The 23,883-nt window shown below is 62.6% G+C and carries 22 protein-coding genes; 15 read left to right on the top strand and 7 right to left on the bottom strand.

Annotated elements, in window-relative coordinates; translation table 11 throughout:
* Window positions 1–116: 116 nt before the first annotated feature.
* The 7 genes from AXW83_RS04580 (at window position 117) to AXW83_RS04550 (ending at window position 6,802) form a co-directional block, all read left to right on the top strand.
* The gene (locus AXW83_RS04580) at window positions 117–1,151 is read left to right on the top strand and encodes a zinc-dependent alcohol dehydrogenase (RefSeq protein ID WP_066611041.1); all 1,035 of its coding nucleotides are present in this window, start codon (window positions 117–119) and stop codon (window positions 1,149–1,151) included.
* A gap of 63 nt (window positions 1,152–1,214) precedes the next feature.
* The gene (locus AXW83_RS04575) at window positions 1,215–2,093 is read left to right on the top strand and encodes an aldo/keto reductase (RefSeq protein WP_066611039.1); all 879 of its coding nucleotides are present in this window, start codon (window positions 1,215–1,217) and stop codon (window positions 2,091–2,093) included.
* Between the two features lie 27 nt (window positions 2,094–2,120).
* Entirely contained in the window at window positions 2,121–4,289 is a 2,169-nt protein-coding gene (locus tag AXW83_RS04570; protein ID WP_082766942.1) for a copper-transporting P-type ATPase, read from the top strand.
* Window positions 4,290–4,341: 52 nt separating this feature from the next.
* Window positions 4,342–5,043, top strand: a complete 702-nt coding sequence (locus AXW83_RS04565; RefSeq protein ID WP_066611035.1) for a VIT1/CCC1 transporter family protein — start codon at window positions 4,342–4,344, stop codon at window positions 5,041–5,043.
* A 77-nt stretch (window positions 5,044–5,120) separates the two neighbouring features.
* A complete protein-coding gene (locus tag AXW83_RS04560) occupies window positions 5,121–5,894 on the top strand; it encodes an ABC transporter ATP-binding protein (protein WP_066619810.1) in 774 nt (257 codons plus the stop codon).
* A gap of 171 nt (window positions 5,895–6,065) precedes the next feature.
* On the top strand, window positions 6,066–6,401 hold the full coding sequence (locus tag AXW83_RS04555; RefSeq protein ID WP_066611034.1) for a c-type cytochrome: 336 nt from the start codon (window positions 6,066–6,068) through the stop codon (window positions 6,399–6,401).
* A complete protein-coding gene (locus AXW83_RS04550; protein WP_168166056.1) occupies window positions 6,398–6,802 on the top strand; it encodes a c-type cytochrome in 405 nt (134 codons plus the stop codon). Before AXW83_RS04555 ends, AXW83_RS04550 begins: the two co-directional genes overlap by 4 nt.
* A gap of 39 nt (window positions 6,803–6,841) precedes the next feature.
* Here AXW83_RS04550 and AXW83_RS04545 read toward each other — a convergent pair whose 3' ends face one another.
* A complete protein-coding gene (locus tag AXW83_RS04545; RefSeq protein ID WP_066611030.1) occupies window positions 6,842–7,453 on the bottom strand; it encodes a hypothetical protein in 612 nt (203 codons plus the stop codon).
* A 284-nt stretch (window positions 7,454–7,737) separates the two neighbouring features.
* On the opposite strand from AXW83_RS04545, the gene AXW83_RS04540 reads away from it, so the two are divergent.
* The 3 genes from AXW83_RS04540 (at window position 7,738) to AXW83_RS04530 (ending at window position 10,515) form a co-directional block, all read left to right on the top strand.
* Window positions 7,738–8,388: a BON domain-containing protein gene (locus AXW83_RS04540; protein WP_066611028.1), complete on the top strand. Its 651-nt coding sequence runs from the start codon at window positions 7,738–7,740 to the stop codon at window positions 8,386–8,388.
* Between the two features lie 80 nt (window positions 8,389–8,468).
* Window positions 8,469–10,070: an oleate hydratase gene (locus AXW83_RS04535; protein ID WP_066619807.1), complete on the top strand. Its 1,602-nt coding sequence runs from the start codon at window positions 8,469–8,471 to the stop codon at window positions 10,068–10,070.
* Entirely contained in the window at window positions 10,060–10,515 is a 456-nt protein-coding gene (locus AXW83_RS04530; RefSeq protein WP_066611025.1) for a hypothetical protein, read from the top strand. Before AXW83_RS04535 ends, AXW83_RS04530 begins: the two co-directional genes overlap by 11 nt.
* Here AXW83_RS04530 and AXW83_RS04525 read toward each other — a convergent pair.
* Window positions 10,503–10,862, bottom strand: coding sequence for a response regulator (locus AXW83_RS04525; RefSeq protein ID WP_236841812.1), 360 nt, complete (start codon window positions 10,860–10,862; stop codon window positions 10,503–10,505). The genes AXW83_RS04530 and AXW83_RS04525 overlap by 13 nt on opposite strands.
* Before the next feature lie 361 nt (window positions 10,863–11,223).
* Between AXW83_RS04525 and AXW83_RS04520 the strand changes: the two genes are divergently transcribed.
* Window positions 11,224–15,639 carry a chemotaxis protein CheB gene (locus AXW83_RS04520; RefSeq protein ID WP_442855220.1) on the top strand — a complete coding sequence of 1,472 codons (4,416 nt, stop codon included), beginning with the start codon at window positions 11,224–11,226 and terminating at the stop codon, window positions 15,637–15,639.
* A gap of 35 nt (window positions 15,640–15,674) precedes the next feature.
* Here the strand turns inward: AXW83_RS04520 and dnaK are convergent, their stop codons facing one another.
* The 5 genes from dnaK to AXW83_RS26400 all read right to left on the bottom strand — a co-directional run bounded on the left by dnaK (window position 15,675) and on the right by AXW83_RS26400 (window position 20,425).
* Window positions 15,675–17,582 carry a molecular chaperone DnaK gene (gene dnaK / locus AXW83_RS04515; protein WP_066611021.1) on the bottom strand — a complete coding sequence of 636 codons (1,908 nt, stop codon included), beginning with the start codon at window positions 17,580–17,582 and terminating at the stop codon, window positions 15,675–15,677.
* Window positions 17,583–17,744: 162 nt separating this feature from the next.
* Complete coding sequence (locus tag AXW83_RS04510; RefSeq protein ID WP_066611019.1) at window positions 17,745–18,239, bottom strand: nucleotide exchange factor GrpE; 495 nt, start codon at window positions 18,237–18,239, stop codon at window positions 17,745–17,747.
* 254 nt (window positions 18,240–18,493) lie between these two features.
* On the bottom strand, window positions 18,494–18,850 hold the full coding sequence (locus AXW83_RS04505; RefSeq protein ID WP_168166055.1) for a chaperone modulator CbpM: 357 nt from the start codon (window positions 18,848–18,850) through the stop codon (window positions 18,494–18,496).
* Window positions 18,850–19,779, bottom strand: coding sequence for a DnaJ C-terminal domain-containing protein (locus tag AXW83_RS04500; protein WP_066611016.1), 930 nt, complete (start codon window positions 19,777–19,779; stop codon window positions 18,850–18,852). Before AXW83_RS04500 ends, AXW83_RS04505 begins: the two co-directional genes overlap by 1 nt.
* Window positions 19,780–19,783: 4 nt before the next feature.
* Window positions 19,784–20,425 (bottom strand): OsmC family protein, encoded by a 642-nt coding sequence (locus AXW83_RS26400; RefSeq protein ID WP_236841811.1) that lies wholly within the window; start codon window positions 20,423–20,425, stop codon window positions 19,784–19,786.
* Between the two features lie 174 nt (window positions 20,426–20,599).
* Between AXW83_RS26400 and AXW83_RS04490 the strand changes: the two genes are divergently transcribed.
* The 4 genes from AXW83_RS04490 (at window position 20,600) to groES (ending at window position 23,870) form a co-directional block, all read left to right on the top strand.
* On the top strand, window positions 20,600–21,535 hold the full coding sequence (locus tag AXW83_RS04490) for a LysR family transcriptional regulator (protein ID WP_066611014.1): 936 nt from the start codon (window positions 20,600–20,602) through the stop codon (window positions 21,533–21,535).
* 130 nt (window positions 21,536–21,665) lie between these two features.
* The gene (locus AXW83_RS04485; protein WP_066611012.1) at window positions 21,666–22,202 is read left to right on the top strand and encodes a DUF992 domain-containing protein; all 537 of its coding nucleotides are present in this window, start codon (window positions 21,666–21,668) and stop codon (window positions 22,200–22,202) included.
* Window positions 22,203–22,241: 39 nt separating this feature from the next.
* The gene (locus AXW83_RS04480; protein WP_236841810.1) at window positions 22,242–23,219 is read left to right on the top strand and encodes a cation diffusion facilitator family transporter; all 978 of its coding nucleotides are present in this window, start codon (window positions 22,242–22,244) and stop codon (window positions 23,217–23,219) included.
* A gap of 363 nt (window positions 23,220–23,582) precedes the next feature.
* Window positions 23,583–23,870 carry a co-chaperone GroES gene (gene groES, locus AXW83_RS04475; RefSeq protein ID WP_054143942.1) on the top strand — a complete coding sequence of 96 codons (288 nt, stop codon included), beginning with the start codon at window positions 23,583–23,585 and terminating at the stop codon, window positions 23,868–23,870.
* The last annotated feature ends 13 nt before the right edge of the window (window positions 23,871–23,883 follow it).

Below are 23,883 nucleotides of genomic sequence, written 5' to 3'. Positions count from 1 at the left end.
CGGGGCTGCCCGTGACGGCACGGCGCTGATCTTGTGCGCAACGGAATGGCGGTTGATCCGCCCTAGCTCGGTGGCGCGCCACCAGATCGTCACCCCAACAAGCGCAGGAGCCTGCCATGGCCGCCAAGATGCACGCCGCCGTCGTCGAGCTGTTCGGCAAGCCGCTCGCCTTCCAGGAGGTCGCGATCCCGACACCTGGGCCAGGCCAGATCCTCGTCAAGACCGAGGCCTGCGGTGTCTGCCATACGGATCTCCACGCCGCTCAGGGCGACTGGCCGGTCAAGCCGACCCTGCCGTTCATTCCGGGTCATGAAGGCATCGGACGCGTGGTTGCGGTCGGCGCCGGCGTCACGATCGTCAAGGAAGGCGCCCGGGTCGGCGTACCTTGGCTCTATTCGGCCTGCGGCCATTGCGAGCACTGCCTCTCCGCCTGGGAGACGGTCTGCGGTGAGGCCGAGTTCGGCGGCTACACCAAGAACGGCGGCTTCGCCGAATATATCCTCGCCGATCCGAATTACGTCGCCCATATTCCTGACGGGCTGACGCCGCAGCAGGCCGCCCCGCTAATCTGCGCGGGCATCACCACCTACAAGGGCATCAAGGTGTCCGACGCGCGACCGGGTGAATGGATCGCCATCTCAGGCGCCGGAGGCCTGGGCCATCTGGCGATCCAGTACGCCAAGGCAATGGGCCTTCAGGTCTGCGCCGTCGATATCGACGAGGGCAAGCTCGACCACGCGAAGCGGCTGGGCGCCGATCTCGTCGTCAACGCCAAGTCGCCGGACGCGGTCGAGGCGATTAGGACCGGCACCGGCGGCGGCGCCCATGGCGTTCTAATCACCGCGCCCTCGCTCGGAGCCTTCAAGCAGGGCATCGCAATGGCCCGTAAACGCGGCACCTGCGTGCTCGTCGGCCTTCCGCCGGGAGAGTTCCCCGTCCCCCTCTTCGACGTCGTCGCCAACTGCATCACGATCCGCGGCTCCTTCGTCGGCACCCGCGAGGATATGGCAGAGGCGCTTGCCTTCGCGGCCGAGGGCAAGGTCAAGGCGGATATCGAATTGCAGCCTCTGTCGGCGATCAACTCGGTATTCGAGCGGCTGGAGCATGGCGACGTGCCCTCCCGCGTCGTGCTCGATTTCGCTGCGAGCTGAACGGCGCAGCTGCGCGGAGACGCCCGGCACCTCCTCCCAGCATTTTATTCGAGGACCATCGATATGACCAAACTCGATGCCGGCAAGTCCGGCACGTTCAAGATCGGCAGCGAGATCACGATCAACCGCCTCGGCTTCGGCGCGATGCGGCTGACCGGCAAAGGCATCTGGGGCAAGCCGTACGACCGTGACGAATGCCTGGCGACCCTGAAGCGCCTGCCCGAACTCGGCGTGAACCTCATCGATACCGCCGATTCATACGGGCCGGATGTGTCCGAACATCTGATCCACAAGGCGCTTCATCCCTATCGTGACATTCTCGTCGCCACCAAGGCGGGCCTCGTGCGGGGTGGTCCCGACATCTGGCAGCCGCTCGGCCGGCCGGAGTATCTGCGCCAGCAGGCCCAGATGAGCCTTCGCTTCCTCGGCGTGGAGCAGATCGGACTGTGGCAGCTGCACAGGATCGACCCGAAGGTGCCGCGCGATGAGCAGTTCGGCGCGGTCAAGGCGTTGCTCGATGATGGCTTGATCCGGCATGCGGGACTCAGCGAGGTCTCGGTCGAGGACATCGAAGCCGCACGGAAGGTCTTCCCGGTTTCCACTGTCCAGAACCGCTACAACCTGATCGACCGAACGAGCGAAGATGTGCTGGCCTATTGCGAGATGCACGGGATCGGCTTCATTCCATGGTTTCCACTGGCAGCCGGCGCGCTCGAAAAGCCGGGCTCGCTCTTGGACGGCATCGCCAAGGCACACCACGCGACACCCGGTCAGATCGCCCTGGCATGGCTTCTGAAGCGCAGCGAGGTCCTCCTGCCCATACCCGGCACGTCCCGCGTATCGCACCTCGAGGAGAACGTCGCCGCAGCGAATATCGCGCTGTCGACCGAGGAGTTCGGGGAGCTGGATCTGGCGGGCCGCGCGGTCTTCGAGAAGCACTGAAGCGGCTGGCTATTTAAGGCCTTTCCCATGCAACACAGCCACGATAACCGGCATGCGCACGAGGCGGCGCCTGCTATCGAGAGCGGGGCCTATACCTGTCCGATGCATCCGCAGATACGACGGGCCGATCCAGGCAACTGTCCGATCTGCGGCATGACGCTCGAACTGGTGGTGGCCAAGGCAGAGCCCGCGCCCAATCAGGAGCTTCGCGACATGACGCGTCGCTTCTGGATCGGTCTCGTCCTCGGCCTGCCGGTCCTTTTCCTGGAGATGGGAGGGCATGTGCCGGCCTTGGGACTGCACAATCTCGTTTCGCCGCAGATCTCGATCTGGGTTCAGTGCGTCTTGTCGACCCCTGTCGTGCTTTGGGCCGGCTGGCCCTTCTTCGCACGCGGCTGGGCCTCTATTGTCAGCCGACACCTCAACATGTTCACGCTAATCGCCTTGGGCACGGGGACAGCCTATCTCTACAGCCTTGTGGCAGCCTTCGCGCCGGGCCTTTTTCCAGAGCGCTTCCATGGCATGGCCGGCACGGTGCCTGTCTATTTCGAGGCCGCAACCGTCATCACGGTGCTCGTCCTGCTCGGTCAGGTGCTCGAATTGCAGGCCCGCGAACAGACCGGCGGCGCCATCCGCGCGCTCCTGAATCTCGCACCGAAGACCGCCCGCCGCCTGCGCGATGGCGCCGACGACGAGGAGATCGAGATCGCCGACGTGGCGGTCGGAGACCGGCTCCGCGTCCGCCCGGGCGACGGCATCCCTGTCGATGGCAAGGTTCTCGAAGGCGCAAGCGCCGTGGACGAATCCATGGTCACAGGCGAAGCCCTGCCCAACACCAGACGGCCTGGCGACCCGTTGATCGGGGGCACGCTTAACGGCACCGGCGCGTTTGTCATGCGGGCCGAGAAGATCGGCGCCGACACCATGCTGGCCCGTATCGTGGCTATGGTATCGCAGGCACAGCGCAGCCGCGCGCCGATCCAACGCCTGGCCGATACGGTTGCCGGCTGGTTCGTGCCCGCTGTGCTCGCCATCGCAGCTCTCTCCTTCGCAGCGTGGTGGATCTGGGGCCCCGAGCCCGCATTCTCCTACGCGCTCATCGCGGCCGTCTCGGTCGTCATCGTCGCCTGTCCCTGCGCGCTGGGACTGGCCACGCCGATGTCGATCGGAGTGGGCGTGGGCAAGGGCGCAAGCGCCGGTATTCTGATCAAATCCGCCGAGGCGCTGGAGCGCTTGGAAAAGGTCGATACGCTCGTCGTCGACAAGACCGGCACCCTCACCGAAGGCAAGCCCAAGGTCACGAAGGTGATCGCCCGCGACCGGAGCGAAGCCGATCTGCTGGCGATGGCGGCAGCACTCGAGCGATCCAGCGAACATCCTCTGGCAGGTGCGGTTCTGGCTGCCGCGACGCAAGCTGGCGCTGCGGCGTTGGTTGCGAGCGAATTCATGTCGTTGACGGGTAAGGGCGTGACGGGCTTGGTCGCCGGCAAGCGGGTCGCGCTCGGCAATTCGCAATTGATGTCGGACGAAAGCGTCGTACTCGACGACCTCGAAACCAAGGCCGTCGACTTGTGCCGCGATGGAGGAACGGCGCTGTTCGTCAGCATCGATGGCAAGCCAAGCGGCGTCATCGCGATCGCCGATCCGATCAAACCGACCACAAAGACCGCGATCACAGCCTTGAAGGCGGACGGCATCCACGTCGTGATGCTAACGGGCGACAACCAGACGACCGCCGATGCGGTCGCCCACACGCTTGGAATTACAGACGTTCATGCCGGCGTCCTGCCGGAGGACAAGCAGCGGATCGTCGCGACGCTTAAGGCTGGCGGCAAGATCGTCGCGATGGCAGGCGATGGCGTGAACGACGCCGCAGCACTCGCTGAAGCCGATGTCGGCATAGCCATGGGCACGGGAACCGATGTCGCCATTCAAAGCGCCGGGATAACGCTGGTGAAAGGCGATCTCGCGGGCATCGTGCGTGCCAAAAGCCTGAGCCGCCAAACCATGCGCAATATCCGCGAAAACTTGGTCTTCGCCTTCGCCTACAACGCCGTCGGTATCCCAGTCGCCGCCGGCGTGCTGTATCCGGCTTTCGGCATTCTGCTCAGCCCCGGTGTCGCCGCCCTGGCGATGTCGCTCAGCTCGATTTCCGTCATCGCCAACGCGCTTCGACTGAGGGCGATCAGGCTTTGATCGACCTCAGCCGGCAGCTGCAACACACAACAGCCCGGGCTCTTTATCCTCAATGACACGCCTCAAAACCCACATCGAGCGGCATGTGATCGGGCGACTCGGCTGGCTGCGCGCTGCCGTTCTGGGTGCCAATGACGGCGTCCTCTCGACCTCCAGCCTGATCATCGGCGTTGCCAGTGCCCAAGGCACACCGCACAACATCCTCATCGCGGGCGTTTCGGGTCTCGTCGCCGGCGCCATGTCGATGGCAGCCGGCGAGTACGTCTCGGTCAGTTCGCAGGCCGACTCCGAGAATGCCGATCTCACGCGAGAGCGGAAGGAACTCCATGACGATCCGGCCGGAGAGTTGGCCGAACTCACGCAAATCTATGTGAGTCGCGGGCTGAACCAGCGACTTTCCACCGAGGTCGCCACGTCATTGATGGCGCATGATCCACTGGGCGCTCACGCCCGGGACGAACTGGGCCTGTCGACCGCGACCGCCGCGCGACCGGTTCAGGCGGCCCTCTCCTCGGCGGCCGCCTTCGCCGTCGGGGCTATCGTGCCCGTCGGCATTGCCCTTATCGCTCCGGCACACCTTCTTGTGGCGTCCGTATCGATCGCATCGCTGGTGTTCCTGGCGGTCCTGGGAGCTGTCGGCGCAAGGGTCGGCGGAGCAGCGATGGGGATAGCCGCGGTCCGTGTCACGTTCTGGGGAGCGTTCGCGATGGCCGTCACGGCCGGCATCGGCGCCCTATTTGGAACGCGGGTCTGATGGGCTCGGTCGAGAAAGCTTCTCTTCCCAAACCGGCATCCAACGCGGCAGTTCTCGGTCCCGGCCATCCCGTCGTCGTGACAGAGAAAAGCCGGCGGGACATCGCCATCGACGTTCGCGATCTCGTCGTCGGATTTGGCGACAAGATCATCCTGAACCACCTCGACCTTGAGGTCTTTCGCGGCGAAATCCTCGGTGTCATCGGCGCGTCCGGCTCGGGAAAATCGGTTCTCACCCGTGCGATTCTGGGCCTGCTTCCAAAGCGCGAAGGACACATCGAAGTTTTCGGCGAGAACGTCGATAAAATCTCGGCTGACGCGACCAGGCTGCTGGAACGCAGATGCGGCGTCATGTTTCAGAATGGCGCGCTGTTTTCCTCATTGACCGTGAAGGAAAATATCCAGTTCCCGATGCGCGAGCATCTGCAACTGTCCGACGATCTTCTCGACGAGATGGCGACGCTGAAGATCGAGATGGTGGGACTACCGGCCGATGCGGCCGACAAATCGCCAGCCGAACTCTCCGGGGGAATGACCAAGCGAGCAGCGCTTGCCCGCGCGCTGGCGCTTGACCCGCAGATCCTCTTCCTGGATGAGCCGACCTCGGGGCTGGACCCGATCGGGGCTGCAGAGTTCGATGTCCTGATCGGCAGTCTGCGCAAGACGCTCGACATGACCGTGTTCATGGTCACCCACGATCTCGATAGCCTGCATCAGATCTGCGACAGGGTCGCGGCGATCGCCGATGGGAGGGTGATCGCGATAGGTCCGATCGAGACGATGCTCACGTCGAACGACCCATGGCTGCATGCCTATTTCAATGGCGTTCGCGGACGGTCGGGGCGCGCCTGATTGAGCTCGGCAGACCGACAATCATCGACCGCCATGAGTACTTTCCGACGCTCTCTCACGGCGTTTAGAAAGCCTACCATCTCAATCGATATCGCCGCGGCAAAGAGATCGTATGCAAAGATGACTCTGCGACACACAGTTCATCACAGCCTCGTCATTCTCGGATTCGCGATGGCGTCGATCGGAACGAGCGGGCCCGGCCGTGCGATGCCGGCCGATGCGCAGCGGCCCGAGAATGCAGAGAGCGCCGAAGTCGGCCACAAGGTGGCCGAGCGTCATTGCAGCGGCTGTCATGCCATCGGACGCGACGGTGAGAGCCCCAATCCCAAATCCCCACGGTTTCCGTTCATCGCGGAGCGCTACCGTGACGACAATCCGGCATCGGTTCTGATCGACGGCACCGTCGTCAAACATCCCGGCATGCCGGAATTCCGACTCCTCGAACACGAAACTGATGGCCTGGTCGCTTACATCCGGCGAATCTCGCGAAAATGGACGCCCAAATGACAGAATTGAAGGAATGCTACGGCCCCCTTCCCTCTGTTTGGTATCGCCAAGCGCGTAGCCGGCGTCTGTTGTCCATGGTCTATCGAGCGATATCTCCATTTTCAATCATCGCTCTTGTGGGCATGTGGCAGCCGATCAACGCGCAAGACCTGGATCAGGCGAAAGCCGGCCGTGTGCTGGCGGAGACCCTATGCGTGGCATGCCATCGGGTTGGCGCCAACGACCGGGACATATCGAGGATCCCGCCGGACTTCGGGGCCGTCGCTGACATGCCGTCGATGACGGAGGTCTCGCTACGCGTCTTTCTTCGCACACCCCATGGCGAAATGCCGCGCTATCAGTTCAGTCCATCCGAGATGGACGACCTCATCGCTTATCTGCAGAGCATGCGGTCCCGCTAGCGCAGGCCGATCGAGCGTTAAGCTACCAAGCGCGAACTTCTATTTGGCCGCTCCGGGCTCCACCGCCGCATCGGCCTTGAGCCCCTCGCGAAAGGCGTCCAACCTGGCGCGGTATCCTTCTGCATCGCCATATTCGAGGAATTCGTAGTAGCGGCGATGCGGGTCGCTGATCTTGAGCGCATGCTTGATCGGGCACCAATACTGCTCCGTCCGGCTGCCGATTTCCCGGACGTAGGCGACGACGCCGTTCGAATAGCCACAGAACAGGCAGTTCAGTACCTCGATCCAGTTGAGGTAGTTGAGATGTCGCCTGTCGAGATTGATGTAGTCGCTCCGGCTGACGCGCGGGATCCCGTAAACCCGAAAGCAGATCGCCTGATACAGGCTGGCCCAGGCATCGATGAGGATCATCGGCAGGATCAGCGAATAGATCACCGGCGCGGACGCGATCGTCGCCAGGGGCGATTTGCCGAGGAAGCTCCTGACCGACATGCGCAGGCGGCGATTTTCGATCGCGATGCCGTGCTCGAAAGCAACCAGGCGCTTCTTGACGCTCCAACCGAGGACCTTCCGACGAGCCTCAATCTCGCGGTCGAGTTCGGTCTGCAGGCGCACGATCTCGCTCGCCAGTTCTCGCATACGGTCCGTCATCGGCTCTGTGGCTCCCGGGCCTGGCGTGAGGCGCCTTATGGCACGTAACAGACTCGGCGGGGTCGCCAATAACGGGCGCATGGCTCAACTCGTCTCGCCCATCGAACATGCGTGTTTTCCGACCCTGTCGCCACGGACGTCATCCCGCCTAGCCTGAGTTGGGCTGGATGATCCGACCGGCAGGCACTTCAGCGCTCGGTTTGGATTGTGGTCGGCCGAGCTTTCGGAGCCTGCCGCTTAGCGCAGTGGCAGAGCCACTTTATCCGAACACACAGGAGCCAAAGATGTCTCACGACACAGAACTGCTGAAGTCCGTCATCGCCGAGCTAAGCTGGGAGCCCAGCATCAGCGCCGCCCACATCGGCGTCACCGCCGATAACGGCGTGGTCTCGCTTTCGGGCCATGTCGAAAGCTTCATGGAAAAGCACGCGGCTGAGACCGCAGCGCGGCGCGTCAAGGGCGTCAAGGGCGTCGCTGATGAGATCGAGGTTCGCCTGCCCTACCATGTGAAGCGCGCCGACGATGAAATCGCCGCCGCCGCGGTCAGCCGGCTGTCCTGGGACGTCTCCATCCCCAAGGACAGCTTGAAGGTCACGGTCGACAAGGGCTGGGTCACACTGACGGGCGAGGTCGAGTGGCACTATCAGAAGGACGCCGCAGAGCTCGACATCCGCGGGCTTTTCGGCGTGCTCGGCGTGTCCAGCCAGATCACGATCAAGCCGCAGGTCGATACCGTCAATCTCAGCGACAAGATCACCACCGCCCTGCATCGCTCCTGGTTCTATGATCCCAAGACCATCTGGGTGAGCGCGACGGGCGGCAAGGTGCGCCTGACCGGCACCGTCCACAGCTGGCACGACCGGCAGGTCGCCGGCGATACGGCTTGGGCTGCACCTGGCGCCACGGCCGTCGACAACGAGATTGCCGTCGTCTGACGCCTGCATAAACCACCGGTTCCATGATGGGCCCGGTGGCTTATCCGCCCGGCCAAAATAGCATCCAGGAGTTCCCCACCGTGACGAAGTTCGACCGCACTGCCGATCGCAGCACCTCGAAAGCCTATCTCGTCGGAGGCGGCATCGCGTCGTTGGCGGCTGCCGCGTTCATGATCCGCGATGGCGACATGCTCGGCCACAACATCACGATCATCGAGGAAACGGGCACGATAGGCGGAAGCCTGGACGGCTCGGGAACGCCTGAAACGGGCTATGTCCTTCGCGGCGGCCGTATGATCGAGAGCAAGTATCTGTGCACTTTCGCACTCTTTGACTCGATTCCGACGCTGGACGACAGCCGGACGGTCACGCAGGAGATCATTGCGTGGAACGAGACGATGAAGACGTCGTCGAAATCGCGTCTCGTGCGTGACGGCGCTCGAGAGACCGCACCGGGTTTCGGGTTGAGCGAAATGCACATCCTGACGCTCGAGCGGCTTGCGATCGAGCCTGAATTCGTCCTCGGACGGACGAGAATCTCCGATCAGTTCGACGCGGCGTTCTTCAAGACCAATTTCTGGTTCATGTGGTGCACGACCTTCGCCTTCCAGCCATGGCACAGCGCCGTCGAGTTCAAGCGCTATCTGGTGCGCTTCGCTCACATGGTCTCCGGCTTCGACAGGCTCGAGGGCATCATGCGCACCACCTATAACCAGTACGATTCCATGGTCAGACCACTGCAGAAATGGCTCAGAGAGCGCGGCGTCGCTTTCGAGCTCGGGACACGCGTCACCGATCTACATTTCGCCGAGAGCGACGGTGTCCGCAGCGTCGATCAGATCCTCTTCGAGCGTGCGGGATCGAACGGCGCGATCACGGTCGCCAAGTCCGACTCGGTCATGGTTACACTGGGTTCGATGACGGAGGCGTCGAGTCTCGGCGCCATGGATCGCCCCCCGCTGATGCTGGATAAGGTCGGTGGGGCCTGGTCGCTCTGGGAGAAACTCGCCGCCAACCGACCGGAGTTCGGACGACCGTCGGTCTTTTCCGATCATGTCGAGGAGTCGAAATGGATCTCCTTCACGACGACCTTGCGTGATCCGAGGCTGCTCGACTTCGTGCGCGACCTGACCGGCAACGTTCCCGGTGAAGGGGGGCTGATCACGTTCCCCCAGTCGAGCTGGCTCGCCTCGATCGTCATCCCGCACCAGCCGCATTTCATCGGCCAACCCGACGAGGTCAGCGTGTTCTGGGGCTATAGCCTTTCGGTCGACGCGCCTGGCGACTTCGTCAACAAGCCGATGTCAGAGTGCACCGGCCGCGAGATTATGACGGAGATCCTGGGTCACCTGCGAGTGAAGATGGACGCTGCGGCGATCATCGACACGTCCACTTGCATTCCCTGCATGAAGCCCTTCATCACGAGCCAGTTCCTGCGCCGAGAGGCCGGCGACAGGCCGCAGGTCATTCCAGCCGGCTATGAAAACCTGGCCCTGATGGGCCAGTTCTGCGAACTTCCCGACGATGTCGTCTTCACGGTCGAGTATTCGATCCGGTCCGCGCAGACCGGTGTTTATGCGCTGCTGGGCCTCAAGCGCGAACCTCCGGCGGTCTACAAGGGCACCTTCAATGCCCGGGTCCTGTATCGGGCGTTCCTCGCTCTGCACGACGTTGCCGCCTGAAGGCGCGACCAAGAGGTTTTACGCCGGCTGCTTGCCGGCAGTGCAGGCAGGCGCGCTCTACTTCGTGCTTGTCTTCGCTGGTGGTTTCGTTCTGGGAGCGTTGCGGGTCGCGTTAGTGGCACCTGCACTTGGCGCCGTTGCTGCCGTCGCGCTGGAAATGCCGCTGATTCTCGCGATCGCCTGGCTGACGGCACGCGCCATCATTGCAAGGCTTGCGATCGCGCGGTCGGCTGTGCCGCGACTCGTGATGGGCGGATCGGCCTTCGCCTTGCTCCTGACCGCTGAATATGTCGGCTCTGCCGCTCTGATGGGGATGTCCGGCGCCGAGTATCTCGCCAAAATTGCGACACATGCAGGCCTGATCGGCCTGACAGGCCAGATTCTTTCCGCCCTTATTCCCTTGGCGCAGATTTGGCGCCGCGAGAGGAATGTTCAAGCGGGCTGACGAAGTTTGGCCGCGCTGAGCGCTCTTGCGATGGCCCGGACCAAATCCGGCTCCTGGAAAGGCTTCTGGAGCACGATCGCGTCCGGGCTCAAGGCGGCTCTGGTCAGCCGATCGCCGCTGACGAAGACATGCGGAATGAAGCCGTCCTTGAGAATGTCGCTGACTGCCGCCACGCCGCTGCCCTGGCGCAGGCGGGCGTCGACGATCATCAGGTCCGGCCGACACCGACTCACCGCCAGTATTGCCTCGGCCTCCGTCGCCGCAACCCCGCTCACCACATGGCCGAGTTCCATCAGAACTTCGGCGAGCAGCGTCGCAATGATGGGTTCATCCTCGATCACGAGCACGCGAAGCTTCATCATGACGCGCTTTTGTCCCAATCAGTTCGCCGGTGTGAGCCTTGAAGCAAGCGATCCCACCGAGCCGAGCACCTGCCCTTGGAACGGGCCTTGAGCCGTCACAAAAGCCAGTTTAATCCAAATAAAAATCAGAATACGGCGTTCACGATTTTCATCGAGCGATGAAAATCATATTGCGTAGTGGATTTAATCAATCGTCTATCTCAGATTAAATCAGAAAAAACGGAACATTAAGGCTCGGAAAATACTTATAGCCTAGCCGTCCCTCACCGAATTTGCTACATGACAAGGGCCCGCTTGGCGTCATGTCGAGCCGCCGCACCGCTTAAACGCCGACCGACATTCCTCAATGGCAGCGCATGCGCGCGCGCCAGAAAGAGCCATTTCAATGCCGGATCGCAACCATCACGATGGCACACCGGAAAAGCAGCCTATGGCACGCGCTCCGTCGGGGGCAGACGAGGCAATGCAGTCAGGCGGCCCCATCGTCGTCGGCATCGGCGCCTCTGCGGGAGGTCTCGAGGCCTGCCGCAAATTGCTCGACGCCATGCCGGACACGGACGGTTTGGCTTTCGTCCTGGTGCAGCATCTCGATCCCGATCATCCAAGCATGATCGCGGAACTGCTGTCCTCACACACATCCTTGACGGTGCAGGAGGCACGCGATGGCGTGCGGCTGGAACGGGGCCATCTCTATGTCATCGCTCCGGGCACCGCCTTGTCGGTCGTTGGGGGCGCGCTCCACGTTTCAGCGCCCCAAGAGCGACATGGGGCTCGCATGCCAATCGACTTCCTGCTCAAGTCACTAGCGGAAGAATATGGGCCGCGCTGCATTGCCATCGTGCTGTCTGGGACCGGCGCGGATGGCAGCATCGGGATCAAGGCGATCAAATCCAAAGGCGGCATCGTCCTGGCGCAGGACCCGGAGGAAGCCGGCTATGACGGCATGCCGCGCAGCGCGATCGCGACAGGGAGCGTCGATCGCACGCTTCTCGCCAGCGAGATCCCCGAAGCGCTTCTGGAAAGCGCCAAGACGATCCATGACGACCCGGCCATGATGGAGCGCTTGGCAACGGATACCGAGCAGACCTGGCTTGCCGACGTCATCGAGGTCCTCAAGGCCAACACCCGCCATAATTTCACATTCTACAAACCCGGCACGCTTCTGCGCCGGATTGAACGACGCCGTGGGCTGGCTGGGATCGAGGCCGGCAACACCTCGGCCTATCTCGATCTGCTCCGAAGCGATCCCGCAGAATGCGAATTGCTCGCCAAGGATCTCCTGATCAACGTCACGAGCTTTTTCCGCGACCCCAAGACATTCGCGCTTCTGGCGGAGACCATTATCCCAGAGATGGTCAGCAAGCAGCCTATCGATCGGCCTTTACGCATCTGGATCGCGGGCTGCAGCAGCGGTGAGGAAGCCTACTCGGTCGCGATGCTCTTTCGTGAACAGATCACGGCGGCGAAGAGCAACGTCAAGCTTCAGCTTTTCGCCTCGGACGTCGATGCAGATGCGGTGCAGAGCGCCCAGGAGGGGCTCTATCCAAACTCGATCGAGGATTCAGTCTCGGCCGAGAGATTAGCTCGATTCTTCAAGAAAGAGGGTCAGAATTATCGGGTCTTGCCTGAACTGCGCGGTCTGGTGGTGTTCACAGTCCAGGATCTGCTGGCCGATCCGCCATTCTCGCGGTTGGACATGGTTTCATGCAGAAACGTGCTGATCTACCTCCAGGCTGAAGCGCAGAAGAAAATACTGTCCTTGTTTCACTTTGCCTTGCGGGAAGGCGGAACGCTGCTGCTCGGCAGTTCAGAAACGGTCAGTCACGCCGAGGGCCGGTTTGCAGTCGTCGCCAAGGCACAGCGCATCTACCGCCATATCGGCGGCAGCCAACCCTCCGACGCGCGATTCCTGGGGGGCGCCGGCGAACCGATCCGTATTCCGTCGCGGGCGGGTCAGGGCCATGCCGTCTCGCGGCAAAGCGCGCTGGCCGACTTATGCAAACGCGCCGTCATCGAGACCTACGCGCCGGCAGCAGTGCTGGTCAACGGCACCTATGAGTGCCTCTACAGCCTTGGGCCGACGGAACACTACCTTCATGTCGTGGCCGGCCATCCCAGCCATGACATCCTAGCTATGGCTCCCGAAGGTATTAGAACAAAGCTGCGGGCCGCGATTCACAAGGCCACGCAAAGTAACGACGCCGTTCGCCTAGATGGGATGCGGACGCGTCGCGGCGCTCAGAATTTTGCCTTCAGCATCGCCGTCCTGCCGTTGCAGCATGAGGGTGAAACGCTCTTTCTCATCTCCTTCATCGACTCCCCCAAACATGACAAGGCGCTGATAAAGAAGGCCTCTGCAACCGATGCTCCGCGGGTTGGAGAGCTCGAAGAAGAGCTCAATGCGACGCGCGCAGAGCTCAAGGACGCGATCCGCAATCTCGAGATCTCGAGCGAGGAGCAGCGCGCGATTAACGAGGAGGCACTTTCGGTCAACGAGGAGTTCCAGTCGACCAACGAGGAACTGCTAACCTCCAAGGAGGAGCTGCAGTCCCTGAACGAAGAGCTGACCGCCCTCAACGGTCAGCTGCAGGAGACGCTCGAACGGCAGCGCACGACTTCGGACGACTTGCAGAACGTGCTCTACAGCACCGATGTCGCCACCGTCTTCCTTGACCGCGATCTCAAGATCAGGTTCTTCACACCCGCCACCAAGGCCCTGTTCAAGATCATTCCGACCGATGTCGGCCGACCGCTCGAAGACCTGAATTCGCTCGCGGTCGATGGCTCCCTGCCGGTGGACTCACGCACCGTTCTGCAGACGCTGGCGCCGCTGGAGCGTCGCATCGAAGCGCGCAACGGCATCTGGTTCGTGCGCCGCATCATGCCCTACCGGGCCCACGACAACAGCGTCGAAGGCGTCGTCATCACCTTCACCGACATCACCGAGCAGAAAAAAGCTGCGCGCGCGCTGGACAACGCGCGCAAACAGGCCGACCTCGCCAACGTTGCCAAGTCGCGCTTCCTGGCCGCCGCCAGCCATGATCTTCGTCAACCCCTGCAAGGCCTCGCGCTCCTCCAGGGCTTGCTCGCCAAGGTCGTCGAGGGCGACAAGGCAAAGACGCTTGTCGCCCGGCTGAGCGATACGGTGGACGCGATGTCGAGCATGCTCAACACGCTGCTCGACATCAACGAGATCGAAGCTGGAACCGTCCATGCCGAAATCGTCGATTTCCCTATCAAGGATCTGCTCGACAGGTTGAGAGAGGAATTCGCGTATCACGCCGAGGCACAGGGGCTTATGCTCAAGGTCGTCTCGTCGAGCCTCGTCGTGCGCAGCGACCCCCATCTGCTGGAGCAGATGATCCGAAACCTCCTCTCCAACGCGTTGAAATACACGAAGACCGGCAAGGTGCTGCTGGGCTGCAAGAGGCGTCACGGCAAGCTCAGCCTCGAGATCTGGGATACCGGCATCGGCATTCCCAAGGATGAGCTGAAGGCGATCTTCGACGAGTACCATCAGCTCGACAACGCCGCGCGCCAACGGAGCCTGGGTCTCGGCTTAGGATTATCGATCGTCAAGCGTCTTGGCGTTCTGCTTGACCATCACGTCAGCGTTCGTTCCAACCACGGCAAGGGCTCCGTGTTCGCGATAGAACTTGCCCTGCTTCGTCCGATCGTCCGGGGTGCTCCGGACGTGGAGAAGTTTGCTAATGTAATGGCAATTGCCATCGACAGCCCGCATCTGACGGGGACGGTACTCTTGATCGAAGACGACCCAGAACTCCGCGATCTCCTTGAGCTTTTGTTGAAGGATGAGGGCCATCAGGTTCTTGCAGCGTCAGATGGTCATGCAGCGCTCGCCTTGATGACGAGCGGCGCATCACGGCCAGACGTCATCCTGTCGGACTTCAACCTTCCCAAAGGCATGGATGGGCTTGAGACCGCAGCGAAACTGCGCGAGCGGGATCACCGCGAAACGCCGGTGATCATCCTCACCGGAGACATCTCGACCGAGACTTTGCGCGCGATCAAGCTGCTGAACTGTTTGCACCTTAACAAGCCGGTCAAGGTCGAGGAGGTCACTCAGGCCATCCAGCGCATTCTAGAGAGGAAAGTCGCGCCCGGAACGATCCGCCAAGCAGAACGTCCAGAGCCGGAGCTTGAAAATCCGGTCGTATTCATCGTCGATGACGATGCTCAGATCCGGGACACATTGCGCCTGGTTCTAGAAGAAGCCGGACATAAGGTGGCAGCCTTCGAAAGCTGCGAGGGTTTCCTTGCTGCCTATTCGCCCGGCGAAGGCAATTGCCTCCTGGTTGACGCCTATCTTCCGGGCATGACGGGACTCCAGTTGCTTCGCCATCTGAACGAACAAGGCCACCACCTGCCCGCCATCATGATCACCGGCAGCAGCGACGTCGCGATGGCGGTCGAGGCGATGAAGACCGGCGCGTCGGATTTCATCGAGAAGCCGGTCAGTTGCACCGAACTCCTGGGCAGCGTGAGGCGCGCGATCGAGCAGTCGCGCGACACGAGCCAGCGCGCGGCCTGGAAGGCAAGCGCCACGAAAAGCCTAGCCGGGCTCACGGCTCGGCAACATCAGATCATGGATCTGGTTCTCGCCGGGCACCCCAACAAGAACATCGCGGCAGATCTCGGCATCAGTCAGCGAACGGTCGAGAACCATCGCGCCTCGATCATGCACAAGACCGCCTCGAAATCGCTGCCCGCTTTGGCCAGGTTGGCGCTCGCAGCGACATGAGCCTGAGCGGTGGCTCGTCTTTGCGTTCCGGATCGTCAGGCCGACTTCTTCGTCGCTCCGACCTCTTCGAAGTCGGCGTCGACAACGGTTTCGCCGGAGTTGGCGTGCCCGGCTCCGGCCGTCTGTCCAGCCGCGCCTGACTGAGGCTTCGTCGCGGACGAGGCGATTTTCATGGAGGCGTGGGCCAGCGCCTCGGTGGCCTGCGTCAAGCCGGCCGTATCCGTGCCCTCCATCGCCGCGCGAACGGCCGTCATCGCCGCGTCAACTGCACTGCGCTCCGGCTGGGTGATAGCCGCGCCATGCTCGGCCAGCACCTTCTCTGCCGCGTGCAGCTGCGCGTCGGCGTGGTTCTTCGCCTCGATGAAACCGCGCCGCGTCTTGTCAGCATCGGAATTGGCCTCGGCCTCCTTGACCATGCGCTGGATGTCGGCGTCGGAAAGCCCGCCACTCCCCTGGATCTTGATCTGCTGCTCCTTGCCGGTCGCTTTGTCCTTGGCCGTGACCGACACGATGCCGTTGGCGTCGATGTCGAAAGTGACCTCGATCTGGGGTACGCCGCGCGGCGCCGGCGGGATGCTCGTCAGGTCGAAATTGCCGAGCGTCTTGTTGTCTGCCGCCATCTCCCTTTCGCCCTGGAGCACTTTGATCGTCACCGCGGCCTGATTGTCGTCGGCCGTGGAGAAAATCTGGCTCTTCTTGGTGGGAACCGTCGTGTTGCGCTCGATCAGGCGGGTGAAGACACCACCCAGCGTCTCGATGCCCAGCGACAGCGGGGTCACGTCCAGCAGCAGCACATCCTTGACGTCGCCCTTGAGGACGGCGCCCTGAACGGCGGCCCCGATCGCGACGACCTCGTCGGGATTGACGTTGCGCGCTGGCTCCTTGCCGAAGAAGCGCTTCACGCTCTCGATCACCTTCGGCATGCGGGTCATGCCGCCCACGAGGATGACGTCGTCGATCGCCTCGGCCGCGACGCCGGCATCCTTCAGGGCTGCCCGGCAGGGCTCGATCGTGCGGGCGATCAGATCCTCGACGAGGCTTTCGAGCTTGGCCCGCGTCAGCTTCATCGCGAGGTGCTTGGGACCGGCCGCGTCAGCGGTGATGAAAGGCAGATTGATCTCGGTCTCCATGGTCGAGGAGAGCTCGATCTTGGCCTTTTCCGCCGCCTCCTTGAGGCGCTGGAGCGCGAGCTTGTCGGTCCGCAGATTGATGCCCTGCGTGTTCTGGAATTCGCTGGCGAGATATTCGATGACGCGGTTGTCGAAGTCCTCGCCGCCGAGGAAAGTGTCGCCATTGGTCGACTTCACCTCGAAGACGCCGTCGCCGATTTCGAGGATCGACACGTCGAAGGTGCCGCCGCCGAGGTCATAGACGGCCACCGTGCCAGTCTTCTTCTTGTCGAGGCCGTAGGCCAGGGCTGCCGCCGTCGGCTCGTTGATGATGCGCAGCACCTCCAGGCCTGCGATCTTGCCGGCGTCTTTCGTGGCCTGCCGCTGGCTGTCGTTGAAATAGGCGGGAACGGTGATCACGGCCTGTGTCACCGGCTCGCCGAGATAGGCCTCAGCCGTCTCCTTCATCTTGCCCAGGATGAAGGCGCTGACCTGGCTTGGCGAATACTGCTCGCTGCGCGCCGCCACCCAAGCGTCGCCATTGCCGGCTCGCACGATCTCATAGGGCACCAGCGCCTTGTCCTTCCCAACGAGCGGATCGTCGAAGCGGCGGCCGATCAGACGCTTGATCGCGTAAAGCGTGTTAGTGGGGTTGGTGACGGCTTGGCGCTTGGCCGACTGGCCGACGAGCCGTTCCCCGGTGCTGGAAAACGCTACCATGCTGGGCGTTGTCCGGGCGCCCTCCGCGTTCTCGATGACGCGCGGATCGCCGCTTTCCAGGATCGCGACGCAGGAGTTTGTGGTGCCGAGGTCGATGCCGATGATCTTCGCCATGTTGCGGACTGCTCCAGTTGAATAGGGGTCGGGCCGGCGCTGGCCGGTCGAAGGGAAAGCATGGTTCAGCGGCGTGCGAAGACCCTGCGCGACGCGCTTGTGGAGAAGAGATTGCCCAGGCGCGGCCGCGCGAAATGCGCCCGGGCCCAGGCTGGGCTTCGCTCAGGCCGAGCTCATCCGATGCGCAGTGTCGGCGCTCGCCGGCCGAGCCTTGGCGACGATCACCATCGCGGGTCTCAGCAGCCGCCCGTTGAGCGCCCAGCCGGACGAGAGCACATGGAGGATGGCGCCAGGCGCGGTGGTCGTGGCGTCCTGTTCCGACATCGCCTGCTGACGCTCCGGATCGAAGATCGCGCCGATTGCGACATCCTCGCGTCTGACGCCATGGCGCTCCAGCAAGGTCAGGAAGTTGCGTTCGATGCCTTCGAAGCCCGTCCGCAGGCTGGAAAGGAGGTGAGGCTCGTCGGCTTCAGGAGGCGGCAGGCTTGCCAGGCCGCGATGCAGGTTGTCGACGCCTTCGACGATGTCGGTCGCAAATTTCTGCACGGCGTATTGCCGGGCGTCATCGACATCGCGCTTCGCGCGCGATCTCACATTCGCAATCTCGGCCTCTGCCCGCATCCAGCGGTCGCGAAAATCCGCCACCTCGTCCTGCACCGTGTCCTCTGACGCGTCGGCAGGTCGATCGGAAGAAGGGGTGCCTCTATCGTGCGGCGACGTCATGCTGTTGCGTGTTGAGCCAACGGCCCAACCCTCGATGCGAGTACGCCGCGGCCGAATGGCGCGTCGTCAGAGTGGACAATCGGGACCGGCGCGAGACATTTCGTTACCGACCCAAACGACCCTATCCGGTCGGCGCTGTATTGCGCGAACCAAGGCTGGCGAGTGGGAATGCAAAAAAGCTCGATGCCTTAGTTGGACGTCTCCGACGCTTGGCCGTCGTCAGGGAACGACCCCAACAAGGCCATCAGCATCGCGGCGCGGATTTCCTCAGGCACATCGTTCTCGAGAGCCTTGCGCACCCGGTGCAACCCGCGGCGGGCGTCGTAGAGCTGGTCGAGCAGGTGCAGGACGAACGGGAGGGCGTGCTCATCCAGCCTGAGATCGAAACGCAAATCACGGATCAACCGCATGCGCGCGACATCGATGTCGTCGAACATCCAATTTTCGGAGCGCTTCGAGGGCCGGACCCAGTCGCTGGCGATCCAGTCCTCGACCTCGCTGCGCTGAAACTCCGGCATGGTCGCTATCAGCACATCAAAGGTCATCATGACATGGCCTCCAGGGCCGCGCGGGGATCCCAACTCGCGACGTCGGCTCGATCCCGCAGGAAGGTCGCAAGCGCCTCGTCTGGCGGTCCGAGGATGATGCGCAGGGTCGGGAAGGCGTCTCCCGCGACATGGGTGCCGCCGGCCGGCACACCCTTGCCCTTCAGGCGTAGCTTGGTTGTCGAGTCGGAACCGGGAGGCAAGGTCATGGTCACAGGCCCGCTGACCGTTGGCACCGTCACCGGGCCACCCAACACGGCCTCGCGGATCGTGATGGGGAGCTCCAGATGAATGTCGCGGCCCTCGCGGCGAAACAGCGGATGAAGCCCGACCTCGACCTCGATCAGCGCATCGCCGGGCGGCTCACCCGCCCCTCCCTTGCCGCGTAGACGAAGGATCTGTCCGCTCTCCAGCCCCGGCGGGATCTTGACGTCCAGGCTGCCACCTTCTGGCAGCGTCAGGCGCTGGGTCGTCCCGCGGATGGCGTCGAGGAAGGATACGGCAAGTGTATAGCGCCGATCGGCGCCGTGACGTCGTCCAGCAGATCCAGCGCGGGCCCCACCGCGAGCGCCAAACATCTCCGAAAAGATGTCGCCGAGGTCGTCATCGGAGCCAAAACCGGCGCTGTAACGCGTCCCTGATGGACCTTCCGCATGGTCTCTGTACGAGCGCTGCCCCGGCGGCGGTCCTTGCCGCGCCTGCTCGTGGCCTGCCCCATCGATCTCGCCACGGTCGAAACGGGCCCGCTGGTCCTTGTCTGACAGCAGGTCGTTTGCGGCGTTGATGGCCTTGAAACGGCCTTCGGCCGAGCGATCGCCGGGATTGAGATCGGGATGGCTGGTCTTGGCGAGCTTCAGGTAAGCGCTGCGAATCTGCTTGTCGGTCGCGTCTCGGGCAACGCCGAGCGTCTTGTAAGGATCGTCAGCCATGGCGTCAGGACCTGTCGCTGGGGCCTGTGGCATCCGGCAGCAACTTCACATCCAGATGAACCGGATTGTGAAGCGTGTTGGCAACGGGCGACCAGAGTACGACGTGCTTGATGAGTGCATCCAAGACCTTTCGCGGCGCATCAGCATCCAAGCGCACTGATACCTCGATCGCCTGGAAGCCGATCGGCTTGGGGTTTAGGTCGCCCGTTCCCCACACCGCGTTCGGATTGATATCGCCGGCGAGATTCACTTCGAGTGAACGGATTGGAATACTTTGCGCGATTGCATTGGCGTGAATGCCGGTGGCCAGACAGGAGCCCAACGCGGCAAGCAGTGCCTCCGATGCGTTCGGTGCATTGACCTCTTCGAGTTGACTTGAGGCCTCATGCTCCTTGACGAGCTGCGGCGGCAAAATCCGGATGTAGTTCAGCTGGCTAAGGCGACCTTGCGCCACCGTTCGACATCGCAAGGTACGGACTGAGTCTGGACGGGCTTCGCCCTGTGAGATCGTCGCATCACGTTCGCGGTGATCCAAGCCAGAGTTCCTAAATTTGCTAAGTGGTATCGGAGAACGAGCCGTCTCGCTTTTGGCGGCATCGACGAAGACCAGGTCGTCGTCGTCCAGGGGAATTTGAGGCTTAGCCACCTTGATCTCCCCCAAATAAAACGGCTTCGAGCAACGTGGTGCCGAATAAAATCGGGCACATCGTGACCTCAAATCCGTCTCGTGCGTTGCAATTGAGGACCATAAAGCAGTCTTGAACACGCGGGTGAACCAAAGTCGGCGATCCGCAATGCAAAAATAATCGGGAGGTGATCCATGCTCGACTGGGACGACCTCCGATTTTTTCTTGCGCTCACCCGGCATGGCACGTTGTCATCCGCGGCCAAGGCGCTCCATGTCGCCCAGTCCACCGTCGGACGACGCCTGACGTCGCTAGAGGCCAGCCTTGGCGTGCGTCTCTTAAACAGGACACCCGACGGCTATGTGCCGACACTGGCCGGACAAGAGCTTCGCACGAAGGCCGAACGTCTCGAGACCGAGGTCCTCACCGTCGAGCGCGACATCAGTGGGCGCGACACGCAACGGGCCGGGCTCGTCCGCGTGACGTGCGCCGAGACCGTCGCCGCCCATATCCTTGCTCCGAGCTTCGCAGCGCTGCGGGCCAGCCACCCGGACATCATGATCGAACTGATACCCAACCAACGGGAACTCAGCCTCGCAATGCGAGAGGCTGACATCTCCGTCCACCTCAAACTCCCAGAGCAGCATGATCTCGTTGTGCGGCGCATCGGGCGGATCGCGTTTGGCCTCTATGCAAGCCGTTCTTATCTCGACGACCATGGGGAGCTCGATATCGCCGACGGCTGCCCGGGCCACGACCTCATCACGCAGATCGACGACAACCATGAGATGACCCAGACGGCCTGGCTCGCCGGCCTGGCTTCGCGCGCTCGAGTTGCGATGCAGACCAGCAGCCATGAGGCCGTCGTGTTGGCGGCAGCCCATGGCGGAGGGCTTGCCTGTCTCGCCTGCTTCCGCGCTGACAGGGAACCAGGTCTGGTGCGCGTCGCCGTTCCCAGCGAGCCGCCCAGCGCCGATATCTGGGTGATGGTCCACAAGGACAATCGCGATACGCCCCGCATCAGGGTCGCCCTGACCCATATCGCCGAATGCGTGCGCGCGCTTCGGCATCAGCTCGAACCGGACGAAAGCGCCCTGCCCGTTCAGATCTCCAGGTACTCGGACGGCTAGCGAGTGGCGCCACACGCTTAAGCACCGCGGCTTCGGATCCTGCGTAGTTTCCGACCCTGAGTGCCGGGCGGTTTTCGCTTTAGGATCAAGTCTCGGGCCCGGGGCCCCTCGCTATCCGAGAACAGGTGACATGATGAAGACGACGACAAAGCTATTTTTATCGCTGGCTGTCTCGCTGGCGCTTTTCCCGATCGCGGCCTCCGCAAAGCCGACGGTACGGGCAGGCGAACTGATCTGCAACGTGGCCGGTGGGACAGGTATGATCCTGACCTCCGAGAAGGCGCTGACATGCCGCTATGACGCCGTCGGCGGTCGCGTCGAATTCTACACCGGGACAATCAAGAAGTTCGGCCTCGACATCGGCAAGACGACCGAAGGCGGGATGGTCTGGGCGGTCGTCGAGCCGGCCCTGAGGCCTGGCGGATTGAATGGCACCTATAATGGCGTCACCGCCGAGATCACCGTCGGCGTCGGCGCCGGTGCCAGCGTTCTCGTCGGCGGCAATGACGGCGCCGTCACCCTGCAGCCCTTGTCGTTCCAGGGGCAGACGGGCGCCAATCTGGCCGTCGGCGTCGGGTCGCTGACGCTGACGGAGATCTCGGCACCGCCGGCGAGGCGTTCGCACAATCGCCGCCATAGCCAGCATGGCCGGATGCACAACGGTTGATCGGGGCTCTCTCGCTCAAGACAGGACGCGGACCCTGACGTGACCGAGATTCGCAACCGCCCTTGGCTACGCACGCCATCGCCAAGGGCGGTCCTCTATGCCGCCCTTGCGGCGAACTGCGTCGTCGCGATCACCAAGATCGCAGCGGCGGCCTGGACCGGCAGCTCGGCCATGACGAGCGAGGCCGTGCATTCGGTCGTTGATACGCTAAACGAGATTCTGCTTCTCTATGGAATTCAGCGCGCCGACCGGCGCCCGGACGCCGACCATCCGCTCGGCTATGGTCGGGAGCTCTACTTCTGGAGCTTCATCGTCGCGCTTCTGGTGTTTGCGCTCGGCGCAATCGCTGCGATCTTCGAAGGCGTCGGACATATCCTGAACCCAGAGCCCGTCCAGGACCGCTTTATCATCTACGGGGTTCTCGCGGTGGCGTTCCTCGTCGATGGAGCCTCGTGGCTCGTCGCCCTGCAGAGATTCAGACGCACCAAGGGCGATCTCGGCTTCTACGACGCGGTTCGCAGAAGCAAGGACCCGCCGTCCTTCATCGTGCTGTTAGAGGACAGCGTCGCACTTCTTGGAATCATCGTGGCCGCTGCGGGAACGTATGCGGCTGCCGCCTTCCATGAGCCGATCCTGGACGGTCTCGCATCCATCGTCATCGGACTGCTTCTGGCCGCGACCGCCTTGATCATCGCGCAGGAAAGCAAGAGTCTTCTGATCGGCGAGCGGGCCGATCAGGATCTATCCCGTTCCATCCTCGGTATCGTCGCCGCCGAAGAGGGTGTCGCAGGAGCCAATGGTCTCCTGAGCGTTCAGTTAGCGCCCGATCAGGTTCTCGTGGCGCTCAGCGTCGAGTTCGACGACGAGATGCGCTCGGGGCAGATCGAAGATCAGGTCGCCGACATGGAACAGAAGATCCGCATGGCGCATCCCGAAGTCGTCGCGCTCTTCGTCAAGCCCCAGACCGCCAAGGGCTTCGCGAAAGCACGACGAGCTCGCTTTGGCGATATGCCGTGATCCGAGGTCGATGCGGGTGTCGAAGCCGAGTGCATTGCAATGTCCTCCCAGACCCCGCGCGGCGAACCCCGTCCTCTAAAGCCTTCCCACCGGTATTCGACGTCCACTCATCGCGGCAAACGATATGGCGATCGAGGCCGCCCGTCCCCACGTCATAAACGGCCAGCGCGCGAGTCTTGCGTAGTTTCCGAGGCTGTGCGGCCGAAAGTCTTTCCTCGTATCGATCACGCGCACCAACATGATCCTCGCTGCGCGGGGAGAAGAACCGTATCCAAGCTGGCACTCATAGGTAGAGACTGCTAGCAGGGTTCATCGCGAGTTTTCTGAGCCTCGCATCCAGATTTTACCTAAAGGAAATGACCCATGAAGTTCCGTCCGTTGCATGACCGCGTTGTGGTCCGTCGTCTTGATGGCGAAGAGAAGACCAAGGGTGGCATCATCATCCCCGATACCGCCAAGGAAAAGCCCCAGGAGGGCGAAGTCGTGTCCGTGGGCCCCGGCGCCCGTGATGACGCTGGCAAGCTCGTCGCACTCGACGTCAAGAAGGGCGATCGCGTCCTCTTCGGCAAGTGGTCCGGCACCGAGGTCAAGATCGACGGCCAGGATCTCCTGATCATGAAGGAATCCGACATCATGGGCGTCATCGGCTGAACGCCTGAGACCG

The organism is Bosea sp. PAMC 26642, from assembly GCF_001562255.1.
GTDB lineage: Bacteria > Pseudomonadota > Alphaproteobacteria > Rhizobiales > Beijerinckiaceae > Allobosea.
This window is presented reverse-complemented; position numbering and strand designations above follow the sequence as displayed.